This is a genomic window from Sphingobacterium puteale (assembly GCF_003627955.1).
Lineage (GTDB): Bacteria > Bacteroidota > Bacteroidia > Sphingobacteriales > Sphingobacteriaceae > Sphingobacterium > Sphingobacterium puteale.
The window spans coordinates 575,915-590,363 of record NZ_RBWS01000001.1 but is presented as its reverse complement, the minus strand read 5'-3'; the positions used below and the strand labels follow the sequence as shown (position 1 = coordinate 590,363).

8 protein-coding genes are annotated in these 14,449 nt (G+C 39.6%); all 8 read left to right on the top strand.

The annotated features are described in order from the left end of the window. Positions 1-601 precede the first annotated feature (601 nt). The 8 genes from D7322_RS02150 (at position 602) to D7322_RS02115 (ending at position 14,398) form a co-directional block, all read left to right on the top strand. Positions 602-3,646, top strand: a complete 3,045-nt coding sequence (locus D7322_RS02150) for a SusC/RagA family TonB-linked outer membrane protein (RefSeq protein ID WP_121120854.1) — start codon at positions 602-604, stop codon at positions 3,644-3,646. Positions 3,647-3,651: 5 nt separating this feature from the next. Further along, on the top strand, positions 3,652-5,235 hold the full coding sequence (locus D7322_RS02145) for a SusD/RagB family nutrient-binding outer membrane lipoprotein (protein WP_121120852.1): 1,584 nt from the start codon (positions 3,652-3,654) through the stop codon (positions 5,233-5,235). A gap of 82 nt (positions 5,236-5,317) precedes the next feature. Further along, positions 5,318-5,965, top strand: a complete 648-nt coding sequence (locus D7322_RS02140) for a peptidoglycan recognition protein family protein (protein WP_121120850.1) — start codon at positions 5,318-5,320, stop codon at positions 5,963-5,965. Positions 5,966-6,226: 261 nt separating this feature from the next. Then, positions 6,227-9,310, top strand: a complete 3,084-nt coding sequence (locus D7322_RS02135) for a SusC/RagA family TonB-linked outer membrane protein (protein WP_121120848.1) — start codon at positions 6,227-6,229, stop codon at positions 9,308-9,310. 12 nt (positions 9,311-9,322) lie between these two features. Continuing rightward, positions 9,323-10,891 (top strand): SusD/RagB family nutrient-binding outer membrane lipoprotein, encoded by a 1,569-nt coding sequence (locus D7322_RS02130; protein ID WP_121120846.1) that lies wholly within the window; start codon positions 9,323-9,325, stop codon positions 10,889-10,891. 19 nt (positions 10,892-10,910) lie between these two features. Continuing rightward, a complete protein-coding gene (locus tag D7322_RS02125; protein ID WP_121120844.1) occupies positions 10,911-11,714 on the top strand; it encodes a DUF4397 domain-containing protein in 804 nt (267 codons plus the stop codon). Between the two features lie 2 nt (positions 11,715-11,716). Then, positions 11,717-12,709: a phosphodiester glycosidase family protein gene (locus D7322_RS02120; protein WP_121120842.1), complete on the top strand. Its 993-nt coding sequence runs from the start codon at positions 11,717-11,719 to the stop codon at positions 12,707-12,709. Positions 12,710-13,156: 447 nt separating this feature from the next. Continuing rightward, positions 13,157-14,398 carry an exo-beta-N-acetylmuramidase NamZ family protein gene (locus tag D7322_RS02115; RefSeq protein ID WP_245971228.1) on the top strand — a complete coding sequence of 414 codons (1,242 nt, stop codon included), beginning with the start codon at positions 13,157-13,159 and terminating at the stop codon, positions 14,396-14,398. The last annotated feature ends 51 nt before the right edge of the window (positions 14,399-14,449 follow it).

The following is a 14,449-nucleotide window of genomic DNA, read 5'->3' as shown; positions in this document are numbered from 1 at the left end:
GAATGCCTTTACTTATGCGAAAGTCCTCATACTGATCCTATATCCATTTGTTGTCTTTTCTGTGCCATTGTTAATGTTATAGGACATTGCATTGCTGCGTGTAGTTTTTAAATCCAAGCCTTATGAATGGTAGTATTGGTGAGATGAATGGAAAATCGAGAAACTGACAAACCTGATCAGAAGAGGGCGTTTTAGTGGTTTTCTTTGGTAGCCCCCTTGTGTATGTTGTGTTGCCAGCTTTCTAAGTCTCAAATCTATTTTTTTATTTTTTTTGCTGTTTGGTTAGTATTTTAGCGGATGCTGGCATTTTGCATGGAATATTGCGCTATTTTAGCGAGGTCAATTGCACAGATTGTTGTTGTTAAATTGATTAGGTGTCAAATTTTGTTTAAATGTGCGTTTTTGTAACGCTTTTATAATCGGATTGGTGGTCTTTTTGTGTCGAATCGTGCGTTTGTATTTTTATTTTTATTTCTTTTTTAAATAATTGCGCATAAACTTGCATAAATACTTCAGTTTTTATAGTATTGTATTATAATTGGTGTAAACCTCGGGCTGGAACCTCCCGTTATGATCAGTTATTAACAACTAACTAAATACCATGAATAAAAAATTACTCTTATTCTGTTCAGGAGTGATGCTATCTACCAGTTTATGGGCACAGACCAAGACGATTTCAGGTAAGGTGACGAATGCCTCAGATGGTGGGTCTATGGCAAATGTTACTGTCAGCATCAAAGGTAAACCTATCAGCACACAAACTAATCCAGATGGAAGTTTTACGATTAAAGCCGATCCTGGAGATGTTTTGATCTTTAGGGCTGTTGGCTCTAAAGAAAAACAGCAACTCGTGGGGGCGGATGCTACAATCAATGTTTCTCTTGCTGGTAGCGAGGAAGCTCTTGAGGAGGTAGTTGTGACAGCGATGGGGATTAAGCAGCAAGCTAGAAGTCTTGGTTTTGCGGTTCAAAATGTAAGCTCGAAAGAGATCTCTGAATCTAATCAAGCAAATGTCGTTAACGCCATTCAGGGTAAGGTGGCGGGTGTGCAAGTTACAAATTCAGGCGGATCACCTGGTGCCTCAGCAAATATTATGATTCGTGGAGGGAGCTCGTTAAGTGGTAATAATCAGCCTTTATTTGTTGTGGATGGGATACCTATTGATAATACTACTCCAGTCTCTCAGGGTGGGTTGGGGGCTGGTACTGCGCCAGCTTCTAATCGCGGGGTAGATATTAATCCCGAAGATATCGCAAGTATTTCTGTATTAAAAGGACCAGCAGCAGCAGCTCTTTATGGTATAAGAGCGGCTAGTGGAGCTGTTGTAATTACAACAAAAAAAGGATCCTCAGGAAAAGGTTTAATAACTTACGGGACAACTTTTTCGATTGATAATGTAAATAGGTTACCCAAATTACAGTCGATATATAAACAGGGATTACAAGGCAAATATGACCCTCAAAGCTATTTGTCTTGGGGGCCGAAATTTGATCAATCAGATAAGATTTATGATAATTTAGGTGAATTCTTTCAAACATCAGTTTCTCAAGTGCACGATTTGACAGCAGGGGGAAGTACAGAAAGGTCATCTTTTTATGCTTCTGCTTCTTTACTGGATCAGAATGGAATTGTCAAAAATATGGATTTCGACAGAAAATCATTCCGCTTAAATGCCGATCACAAGATTTTCGATAACTTGAAAATCGGGGCGAATATGAACTATATAAATTCTGGAAGAACATATTTTTCTCAGGGCAGTGCTAATGGTGTTATGGGGGCAATATATTGGCCGTTGAATGTTGATATGAAAGATTATGTCAATGTTGATGGAACCCAAAAATTATTAAGTCAGAATTCGGACGGTGCTGTAGATAATGCTTATTGGACAATAAATAAGAAACCAATAACGAATAAAGTGAATCGTTTTATGGCAGTTGGTGATATTTCATATGATCCATTAAGCTGGTTGAATTTAACTTATCGTATAGGTACAGATTATTATACAGAGAATTTCCAGAGTGTTACTGCTCCTACTTCCCAAACAAGTGTAACAGGTTATTTGGCTGAATCGACAGCTAATAATCAAATTACGACATCAACGTTTTTAGCAAATGCGAAGCGTAGCTATGGTGATTTTAACTTTAATTTGACTGTAGGACATAATTTGGAGTCCACTTATAGACAAACAACTACTTCAACGGCTATTAATTTTATTGATCCAGATTTTGTCGGAATTAATAATAGCATTCAAGCTGATCGTACGGTTTCCAAGTCCATTAACAGGAGAAGAATAATGGGGGTATTTGGAGATTTAAACATGGATTGGAAGAATATAGTTTATTTGAATTTTAGAGGACGGAACGATTGGTCGTCAACACTGCCAAAGTCGAATAATTCGTTCTTTTATCCCTCTATTAGTACATCTGTTGTGCTAACTGACCTTGTTAAAGAAATTTACGAGAGTGAATCTACAGGGATTTTATCTTATGCAAAGGTGCGCGGAGCCTGGGCACAGGTTGGTAAAGATGCTCCTGCTCACGTTTTACGAACGACTTTGGGTACTTATATAAATGATTTTACAATAAATCCTAGGGGATTCATCACGAATATTACCGATTATTTTGGCAATCCTAATCTGAAACCGGAGTTCACAAATTCTTATGAAGTAGGCGCAGATTTGAGATTTATAAATAATCGTGTGGGACTTGATGTGACGTGGTATAAAACGAAGTCTGATGATCAGATTTTAGGTACAAGGACACCGCCGTCTTCAGGCTCATTTCTTGCTTACCTCAATGGTGGAGCAATAGAAAACAAGGGATGGGAAGGTATCATCAATATTCAGGCAATAAAGAAAGAAAATTTTCAATGGTCGTTTGATCTAAATTTTAGCGCAAATAGAGCTAAAGTTTTGAATTTACCCGGTAGTTTGGATCGCGTAGAGTTGTCGGATGCTTGGGTGACGGATAATGCTGCGCAGGCTGCCGCGTTTTTGAATGGTACAGTCTTTGGCATAAATGGTAATGTTTGGAAAACGAATGATCAGGGGCAGTATTTATTAGATAATAATGGTCGTCCTCAAATTGCATCTTCTATGCAGTTGGTCGGTGACCGTAATCCCGATTGGATAGCAGGAATTACAAATACATTTAAGTATAGAGATTTTGGTTTATCTTTTATGTGGGATTTCCGTCAAGGCGGTGATGTTTTTAATGCAACGGCTTATACTCTCGTGAACTCTGGTTTGAGCCCTTTAACGCAAAATCGTGATAATATGGTGATACCAGGGGTTATAGAATCTACTGGACAAGTTAATGGTTTGACGATTCCATTGAATCAAGATTATTATCAGACCTTATATGCAAAAAATTCCAAAAATTTTGTTGAGGATGGTAGTTGGGTTCGTTTGCGTTACGTTAGCTTAAATTATAAAGCTCCATCTTCATTGGCGAAGAAGCTTAGGTTGCAGAATTTGCAATTTACATTGACAGGAAGAAATTTATTATTATTCACAGATTATTCAGGCGTCGATCCTGAGGTCTCAGGTAGTGGTGCGGGAGTTGGTGGATCCGGTTCATTTGGTTTTGATAACCTTGGTGTCCCCGCGACAAGAGGTATTGATTTAGGGTTGAAATTTTCCTTTTAAAGCTTATGAAAAATAGATTAAAAAAATATAGCATTTTTTGCATAATTACAGTTGGGATGGGATTCTCATCATGTAGTAAGTATTTGGATGTCAATGAAGATCCAAATAATCCTGCTAGAGTAGAGGCTGCCAGTCGTTTGGCTGGTGCAATAACAACCTCAAGCGGGGCTGCTCAATGGCGGGGGACGAGGGAGTTGGCAGGGGTTATGCAATACGGGGGGCTGCAAACTGCAAGTTCTGGAGGGTACGCTGCGACAAATTGGAGATTTACGGCTTCTTACTTTCTGTGGCAAAATGCCTATGTGAATACAATGCCTAATTGTGTAGATATAATTAATTTAGGCGAAGAAGAAGGGAACCCTCATTTTGTGGGTGTAGGAAAAATATTGTTAGCATTAAATTTTGGGCTGCTGACGAGCCAGTATGGCAATATTGTAGTAGATGATTATTATAATGGTAAAGATCAAGTTGTATTAAAGCCTAAATTCAATACACAAAAAGAGGTTTATGAGCGCATTCAAAAGCTTCTTGATGAGGCTATTGCTGCTCTTGAGAATCCCAATAATAAGAGAGGCTTGGACGCGAAAAAAGGTGATTTATTGTATCATGGAGATGTGTCAAAATGGATTAAGTTTGCATGGTCATTGAAAGCAAGATATTATAATCATCTCAGTAAAAAATCTTCTATCTACGATGCTGATGAAATTATAGCTGCTTGTGCCAAAGGATTTAATGGAGATGGTATGGATGCAGAATTTCCCTATTTAAGTGGAGGTCAATTGATTGATGAGAATCCATGGTCGAGCTGGGGTGGATTTGAGAGCGAAGCGAATCCACGGTATTTCGCTTGGACACAATTCTTTGTAAATATGTTAACAGCGTTTCCTGTCTCTAATAAGTTGTATGAAGACCCCCGAATAGGTAAAATAATGAAGGGAGCTGCATCCGACGGAAAATATAGAGGCCCTGGGGCTGGTGATTTTATAGCCAATGGCCAAGGGGTTCTTGCTGACGGTACTCAAGGTGATAAAACTAAGGTGAAACCGGAGGATTATGGAAGGTTTAGTAAAAGTGGGTATTATACAAGTACTACATCCCCTTTTGGTTTCATTACCTATTCTGAGGTAAAGCTAATTGAAGCGGAAGCAAAGTTGAGAAAAGGGGACTCTAATGGTGCATTGGTTTCTTATGAAGAGGGTGTCAAGTCCAATATGCGAAAATTGGGAGTTTCTGCATCTGATATTTCTAACTACTGGAATGCTCAAGTAGCAGATGGTCTTTCTCAACATTTTAGTACAGTCGATGGGGGATTAAGCCATATTATGAGACAGAAATATATTTCACTTTGTTTGAACCCTGAAACTTGGGTTGACATGAGAAGGATGGACTATAGTTCTGCTGTTTATGGGCCAAGTTTAAAAAGACCAGCGAATTTAAACGCGACAATTTTTGACGTAAATAATCAAAACCAATGGATCCAAGCGATGGTTTATGAAAATAACGAACAGACAAGGAATCCGGATGCGGTGGGAAATAATACCGAAAAATATCGTTTACTTACACCTTTATGGTTCAATGTTAAAGAATAAAAAAGGGGGGGAGACCCCCTTTTTCGCTTTATAAACGCATTGTTATAACATAAAACAAGATCTTTATTATATTTGGTTATTTATGAGGAAAATAGTTTTATTGGGACAATTGTTTTGGTCATTGTCTCTTTTCGCCCAATCACCCAAGATTGTTCAAAAGCCTATCACATGGAATCAGGAGCGTATACAGTTGTCCCTAGATTATTTGAAAAATAGACATGGGCTAAGTCAGGTGGTACCAACGATACAGCCTAAGATGGTGGTGGTGCATTGGACAGCAAACAATAGTGTAAAAGCAACTTTTAATACGTTTAATCCCGTGAAATTGCCAGGAAGACCTGAGTTGACTAAAGCCAGTGCGCTGAATGTCTCCTCTCAATTCGTTATCGATCGCGATGGAACGATTTATCAATTTTTACCCGATACAATTTTTGCCCGACATACCATTGGTCTCAACTATTGTGCGATCGGTATCGAAAATATCGGCAGCCGTCAGAATCCATTGACTGATGCGCAGTTGAAAGCAAATGAAGAGCTTATTCGTTACCTGAGCAAAAAGTATCCTATCGAGTATGTAATCGGTCATCATGAATACCAACGCTTTAAAAGAACTTCCTGGTGGAAGGAAACTGATCCAAAATATATTACAGGAAAAGATGATCCCGGGGATAAATTTATGCATGCGTTGAGGGGGTGTTTAGTTGATCTGAAACTAAATCAAGTGCCGTAGATTATTTTTTATACGTTATTAAGCCGAATAAATCCTATTTATTCGGCTTTTTTCGTTATTGTGCGTTTTAAAACTATTTTTTGTTTTAATGTATGCGTTTTTATGCTATATTTGATAAAAGAAATATATAAACCAATATTTTTGCCTAAAATCCATTTTGAAAATGATAGATGATTTGAGAAATTTCGTCTTGGTAGCTACTTGCTAGGCAAGGGGGCTATATAGTTATAAAACCTAATTAACTAATTAAATTATTTGTGTATGAAAAGAAGTCTGCTCTTGCTAATGGGCTTACTATGTATGTGCTGTACTGCTTTTTCCCAAAAAATCATTACAGGTAAAGTAACCGATCTAAAAGGTGAAGCGTTAAGAGGCGTTACTGTTCAGGAAAAAGGAAAGAACACGCAATCTGCTACTAATGCTTTGGGTGTTTACAAAATTACGGCAAGCGATGATGCGACACTGGTCTTTCGGTCGGTCGGTTATGTGTCTAGAGAAGAGGTTGTTCGAGGACGGTCGGTCATTAATGTTGTTTTGTCGGATAATAATGCCTCAATAGACGAGGTTGTTGTGACTGCTTATGGTGTAAAGAGGGATAGAAAAACCTTGGGGTACTCAACGCCAATTGTTTCTGGCGATGATGTGTCGGATACGCAGCGAGAATCCTTTTTTCAGGGGTTGCAAGGTCGTGTCCCTGGTTTGTCTATTAATAGTACGAGCGGTTTGCCAGGCGCTTCCGCTCAGATTGTCCTCCGGGGATTTGCCTCCATATCTGGAGATAATAATGCTCTTATTGTTGTGGATGGTATACCTATCAATAATTCCACGATCAATGAGAATGATTTGGCAAGCAACGGTGCTAATCAAAGCTTGGATTATTCAAATAGGGCCATGGACATTAACCCTGATGATATTGAGACCTATACGGTTTTGAAAGGGCCCGAGGCGACAGCCCAGTTTGGTAGCCAGGGTGCAGGTGGCGCGATTTTAATTACAACAAAAAAAGGAAAAGCCGGCAAGTTTACTACAAATTATACTTTTTCGGGGCGTGTTGAAAGTGTGAATAAGTTTCCGGAAAGGCAATATGTCTATGCGCAGGGATTGAATGGTAATTATGACGGGACGGCATTGACCGCGCTCGGTCCGCGCTATCCCGAAGGGATGCATATTTATGAGGATAACGTGCAGAACTTCTTTACAACAGGTTATAATCAAAAACATAGCCTGGCTTTTGAGGGCGGGACAGAAAAAGTGACCTACCGCTGGTCAAATGAATATAATAACAATACGGGGATCGTGCCTAATACCTTGTATAGACGTTTTTCAACACGCTTAAATAGCACGGCTAAATTTGGGGATAAACTTGAGTTTAATACTTCGCTCAATTATATTTATTCAAAAAATGATAAGGTTAGACGGGGCGCATCTGGTTATCTAATGACCTTAATGAGTTTTAACCCTATTTTTGATGTGCGTGACTGGATTGATGATAAAGGGAATCGCGTGCTTCATAATTCCGATATTTTTAATGAAAGGGATAATCCTTTTTGGGATGTTTATCGTAATACAGCTTATGATATTGTTAATCGTGTGCTTGCAACTTCTAACATCACCTATCGGGCAAACAATTGGTTGAGCCTTAATGGGATTATTGGGGTTGATTATTCAAATACGCAGGGCCAAAGTGTGTATCATCCGCAATCTTATTCTGGTTCTGGTTCTGCTAGTGCTGTACGTAATGGTTCGATTAATGAATATCAGGTAAATGGCCGTATCCTTTCTGGATCTTTCATGGCTAACTTAAAAAAGAATTTGTCAAAAGACTTTTCTTTTCGTGCAAATCTAGGAGCTGAATTTAAAGATTATGACTTTTTGACGAATTCACAATATGGCGAAGATTTCTATGATCCAGATTTTTATAGCATTAACAATACATTTCCAAGTTCGCGGCTTGTAAAGAGTGCTGCGGCAAATTTTCGAACAGTCGGATTTATGGCACAGACCGGGTTTGGTTATCTAAATGATATGGTTTACCTCAATTTGACCGGTCGTTTAGATGCGGCCTCACGTATGATGCCCAATAATCCATACTTTGCCTATCCTTCTGCTTCATTAGCTTTTAATTTTACCGACCTGGATTTTTTTAAGGAGAAGGTGTCTTGGATGAGCAATGGAAAGTATCGGATTTCGGTAGGTACGACTGGGAAAGCTCCTTATAAGAGTTATTATACCCTTTCAAATTTTGAACCAAAGAATACTACAGGTGGAGGGTTTGCTTATGGAGTAAATGGCGGGAATCCAAATTTGAAAGCGGAAAAAACGAGGGATTTTGAGACAGGGTTGGAGCTGGCCTTGCTGGATAGAAGGATGACCTTTGATCTTAGTTATTTCAACAGGCTCAGTACTGGGCAGATCATTATGCCTAGATTGAGCTATGGGTCCGGGTTTGTGCTGCGTATGATGAATGGAGGTGAGGTGAAGACCTATGGTACGGAACTGCAGGCAACTGTAAACCCGATTCGCAAAGACAAGCTTAATTGGGATCTTACCTTCAATTTTACACAATATAAAGGTAAGGTACTATCGCTTGCCGAGGATCTTCCGGAGCTTTATGAGTCGGATACGCAAGTGTTGGGCGGTGTTCGTTCAGGCGTAGTTCCGGGGTATAGTATTGGGACTTTAACGGGTACCCGATTCAAGAGAAATGATCGTGGCGATGTCTTGATCAATGCACAGACAGGATTGCCAATAGCGGGTACAGATCGGTACTATCCGATTGGAGATCGAATTCCTGATTTTACACTCGGGGTAGTTAATAAGCTGACCTATAAAGATTTTTACCTTACATTTTTGTGGGACTGGCGAAAAGGAGGGGATGTGTTGAATGGGTTGGATTATCGGTTGTATATAAACGGAATGTCTTCTAAAACGTTGAATAGGGAGGAGCCAAGGGTGATTCAAGGCGTGTTGGAGGATGGTTTACAGAATACCCCGAATCCGACAATCAATAGGATTGCTGTGACACCTTATTCTTCTTCCGGGTACTATACTTTAAATACCGAGCCGCAGATGTTTATAGAAAAGGATATCTATACGGTGCGTTTACGTGATGTTACGTTGAGGTATAACCTTCCGAAGCATCTGATACGAAAAATTGGGGCGCAAGCTGGTATGAGCGTGTTTTTTACAGCTACTGATGTTTTTTTGTTTACAAATTATACAGGCTTAGATCCGGAAAGTAATATGAATACGCCCGGTCTGGGGGGGATTGGTGGTTATGGTATCGACTTCGGGAATATGGCGAAACCTAGAGGTTTTAACTTTGGTCTTACTTTAAAATTATAGGAGGAAAAAGAGATGCAGAAACGTGTCTATATAATTGTTGTTGCAGTCCTTGTGTTGGTGAGTAGCTGCAAAAAATATCTGGATATCAATGAAAATCCATCTAATCCACAGTTGGTGAAAGCGGAGTTGCTATTGGCTCCCATAATAGCTCAAATGGCTAGTGGGTATTCTCAGGATCAACGTCAAATGAATAAATTTAATCAAAGCATCCTTGGGGGAAGCAGCGATGTTTCTTCTAAAGTTTGGGAGAAGCACGGTTTTCCGGAGAGGAGTGATGTTGGCGGAGTTATGTGGCGCATGGTATATTTTGATCTTGGTTTGAATCTGGAGCGTATGATCAGAGACGCGCTGGAGAATGAAAAATATGAGTATGCGGCAATAGGTTACGCAATAAAAGCCTGGGGTTATCAATCTTTGACAGATTATCATGGGCCAATTATTTTGGATGAGGCATTTCGTCCAAATCAACTTGCGTTCAAGTATAATGACCAGCCAGAGGTCTATGCGAAAGTAAGACAATGGTGTGATTCAGCTTTGTTTTACCTGAATAAAAAAAGTCCAATAGACTATAGTGCTTCATTGAATTCGGTTAAGGGCGATAATTTGTACCGTGGCAACATGGAGCAGTGGCGAAGATTTGTTTATGGTTTGAAGGCGATACAGTATATTCATTTGATAAACAAACCGGATTTTAAAAATAAATATGCTGATTCCGTTGCTAGATTTGTCGACCTGTCTTTCCAGTCCATAGCTGATGACGCTGGTGTGAAATTCACTGGAGATAAATCTGCGAATGCAAATGTTGTGAGTGCTTTGTTTGGTGTCTATACAACTTCATATTACAATCGCGCTGGAAAACCCATCGTTAATTATCTTACAGGAGGACTCCGTGGTGCACCAATCGAAAATCCGAAATCTTCAACCGACCCTCGTCTATCCCGAATGTTGATGATGAATAATCCCAAGGATAGTATTTATATAGGAGGAGAGCCAAATGTCACAAATAGCACTGTGCCAAATATTTTGGGTGAATTTGTGAACAATACGTATCAAGGGAAATTTATCTTTAGAAATACGGTCGATTTTCCTTTAATGACATATGCGCAATTGCAGTTGGTAAAAGCGGAAGCCCTTTTTATAAAGGGTGATAAATCCGGTGCATATGATGCGTATCAAAAAGCAATTGTAGCCCATATGAACTTCGTGAATAAATATATAGATAATAAAGAAGTGGCTATTTCACTAAATGATATGAAGGTTTATTTGGAAGGGGGGGAGGTTGCACGCTCTGCGGCGGATTTAATGCTATCAGACATCATGGGGCAAAAATATATTGTTCAATGGGGTTGGGGCGGTCTGGAGCAGTGGTGCGATCTTCGAAAGTATCATTATAGTCCAGAAGTGTTTAAGCAATATATTCCCTTAAGTGGTAGTCAGCTTACTTATAATGATTATTGTTACAGGGTGCGGCCTCGCTATAATTCCGAGTATGTTTGGAATGAGAAAGAACTGGACCGTTGGGGAGCTCTGGATCCTGAATACGTGATTAAGCCAACATGGTTTGTTACTTCCGAGAATTAAACAAAATAGATGGAGTATTATGAAAGTTTTAAATATAATTATAGTTTTTGTACTGGCGACATTCGGAATGGTTGCTTGCAAAAAATCTATTCAAGACTTTGGTCAAGTTGATTTTTTGAGTGATAGCGATGTTATTGTTAAAATAAACATGGCGTCGATTTATCCTGATGACCGCTATATGTATGTCAAGTTTGATGGGCAGCGGGTTACTTCCTTGATAAGAGGGCGAGAGCCGTTTCCGGGTGGTGGATATAACACAAGGGGTGATTCGCGACCGGATTTCTTGAAGTATAAAGCCGGTAATATCAAGGTTCAGGTGGGTTTGCCTTATCGAATTGATGATGGTAGAGATTCTGTTATCCTGTATGAGACGCAGGTAAATTTTGAGGCGGGAAAAAGGTATACTTTGCATGTTACTGATACCGCCAGCAATACAAGGGTGATTTTGAATGAAGAGGATCTGTCTCGCCCTGATTCTACACAGGCGCGTTATCGATTCACGAATCTAATGCCTAATGTTTCTGCAATAGATTTGTATTATGGAGCAGCGGCAACTGCGGCTGAGCCGACGCAAGATTCGTTGGTTGCAAAAAATGTCAAATACTTGGAGACAAGCCCTTATTTTGAGTTGAACCGTATAGCGACGAGAACTTGGAAGATCCGCCCTGCGGGTGCTCCTGTTACAAACGCTTCGGTGATTGCATCTTATTCAAATTCAGGTGCTACGCTCGACAGGAGATCGTATACGGTGTATGCATTGGGGTACAATGGTTTTACAACAGCGATTATGAAACCTTATCTATCATTTTTTTTAGTTAGATAGTTATGAAAAAGAACCTATTAAACGGTCTCACTGGAATGGGGCTGATGCTTGCTTTGTTTTTTACCTCTTTTGTTTCATGTAAGAAACGGGATGATTATCCTAAATTCAATGAAAAAAAAGAGGAAATTGTTCCGGATGATATCATACCTCCGGATAATAAAATTGAAAAAATTACCCAGAAAATTATGAATCAGGCAGATGTGATCGGGGTTTTTCAGATGGATTCTACAGTTACCTTGGCTGATGGATTGCAAAGAAGCCATATTCGGTTTCTGAATAAATTAAATCAACCGACGAGTATTCAGATTTTGGAAATAGATCTCAAGAAAAAGATAGTGCCTTATGTAATGGGGGCATTTGATGATAACCTGTATGTCGCGCAACCGATTCCCGATATGGCTAAATATAATGAGGCTTCATCTGGTGGGGAGCTCCTGGCTGCAATTAACGGGGCTACTGTCGCTACTTATTCCTATATCAAAAATGGGCGGAAGATCAATATTTCTACTACTTCTGGAAAAGAAAAGACCCGACCATTTTTCGCTGTTCAATTTGACGGGACATCCTTTATTGGAAATTGTTTTGATACAGTTCAGTTTAATTTTGAGCCTTATGATATCAACAGATTTAAGGGGCTAATCTCTGGAACGGGCTGGTTGCAGTATCGCGGAGCTGTTATCGTGTCCACATCGGCTGTGGTGCAGGCAAATACTGCGCTTGGTTTGTCTTCTGATAAATCTACTTTGTATGCTGTTGTTGTTGACGGAGCTAGTGGTAGTTTTTCAGTCGGAATGACTTTTAACGATTTGGCAAGGGTCATGAAGTCGATTGGCTCTTATGATGCCTTTGTGTTGAATAGTGGTAATGCTAGTGTGATGACTCAAAGACAGTTCTCTGCAGGTTCTGTCGGACAGACTGTATGGAATGTTGTGAATAGGCCTCCTGCAAGTATGGTGGGAAGTTTGAATGGAGTTGGCTTTGTGAAAATGAAGTAATGTCAGGTGAAAGATATCGATGTTTATGGCCGGAAGCAAAGCTTCCGGCTTTGTTGTATGTAACAAGCTATTGTTCAGTATATGCGTTATGGTGAGTGCTGTTTTGCTGTTTTGCCGTGTTTTGCTGTGTTGTTAAGGATTTGTTAAATGTATCATATATGTTACTTTTGTGTGTTTAAAATACACTAAGATTCTAGTGGTAATTGTCTGTTATTATTTTTTAATTAGCTGTTAATTAGTTTGTTAAATATGTTTTTTGTTTTTTAGTTTACTGTTTAACAAGATGCTACTTAAGATGCTGTTCTCTTTTTAATAAGTGAACACTTACTTTGTTTTGCGTTTTTATGAGTATTTTAGTTTTAAAAACGAAAAGATCTACTTACTTTTATCCTGATTTTCAATTATCCATGCATAAAACTGCATTTGTGCATGGTCTAATGTCTATTTATGATGAAATATACCTTGCTAAAATTAACCTTTGTAGTCTCAGCGCTATCTGTCATCTCTTGCAGTAACTCGTTGCGGTCGGCGCAGAGTAAAAAAAGTGTGCGAGAAAATTCCGTCGCGGCTTCGGCCGACGTGATAATGCCTGGAGCTGATCAGTTATCATCTTATTTACCGCAACTAAAGGGTAAGAAGGTGGGGATTATGGGGAATCAAACTTCCATCGTGGGAACTGACAAAAGACATTTAGTAGATGTTTTGCTTGAAAATAAGGTCGATCTGAAGTTTGCCTTCGCTCCGGAGCACGGTTTTAGAGGGAATGTTGAGCGTGGGGAGAAGTTTGGTAATGACGTGGATCAAAAAACGGGGCTGCCTTTGTTTACCCTATACGGGGGGAATAAAAAACAAGATTCGATTGTCAATTCCATTGATGTTATGATTTTTGATTTGCAGGATGTAGGTGCACGTTTCTATACCTATATTACTTCTTTGCACCGGGTGATGGAACTATGTGCAAAGCATAATAAAAAACTGATTGTATTGGACCGTCCCAACCCCAATGGTGATCAGGTAGACGGACCGGTACGTCATGATGATAAATTTAAATCAGATGTTTCATGGCATAAAATTGCCATGATTCATGGATTGACCATTGGCGAACTGGCGCAGATGATCAATGGTGAAAAATGGCTGGAAAATGGACGTCAGGCTGACCTAGAGATTATAAAAGTTCAAAATTGGGATCACAGCAAGATGTATGACTTGCCGGTAGTTCCATCTCCGAGTTTGCCCAATCAGCTTTCAGTGCGTTTATACCTTTCTTTATGTTTGTTTGAAGGTACGGATATTTCGGTGGGGCGCGGTACGGATTGGCCTTTCCAGGTGCTGGGTTACACAAATCCAGTCTATGGGTCTTTTACGTTTACGCCTGGTGAACGTCACGGTATGTCAAAACATGTGGAAGGAAAAGGAGTCAAGAATTATGGTATAGATCTGCGTGATCTGAATCCTGATGAGCAGAAATTCACACTAAAATATCTCTTAGACTTCTACCAGAAAACGCCGGACAAAACTGTTTTTTTTGCGAGACCTGAGTTTTTTGACAAGCTGGCTGGCACAGATCAACTGCGTAAACAGATTATTGCGGGTGAGTCTGAGGCACAGATCCGGGATTCTTGGGCCGCGGATTTAAAAGTTTACAAGAAAATGCGCAAGAAATACCTGCTATATACTGATTTTGAATGAGTGTAGCGAATAATACTAACGAATAACGAACAATACTAACTAGAATCATTT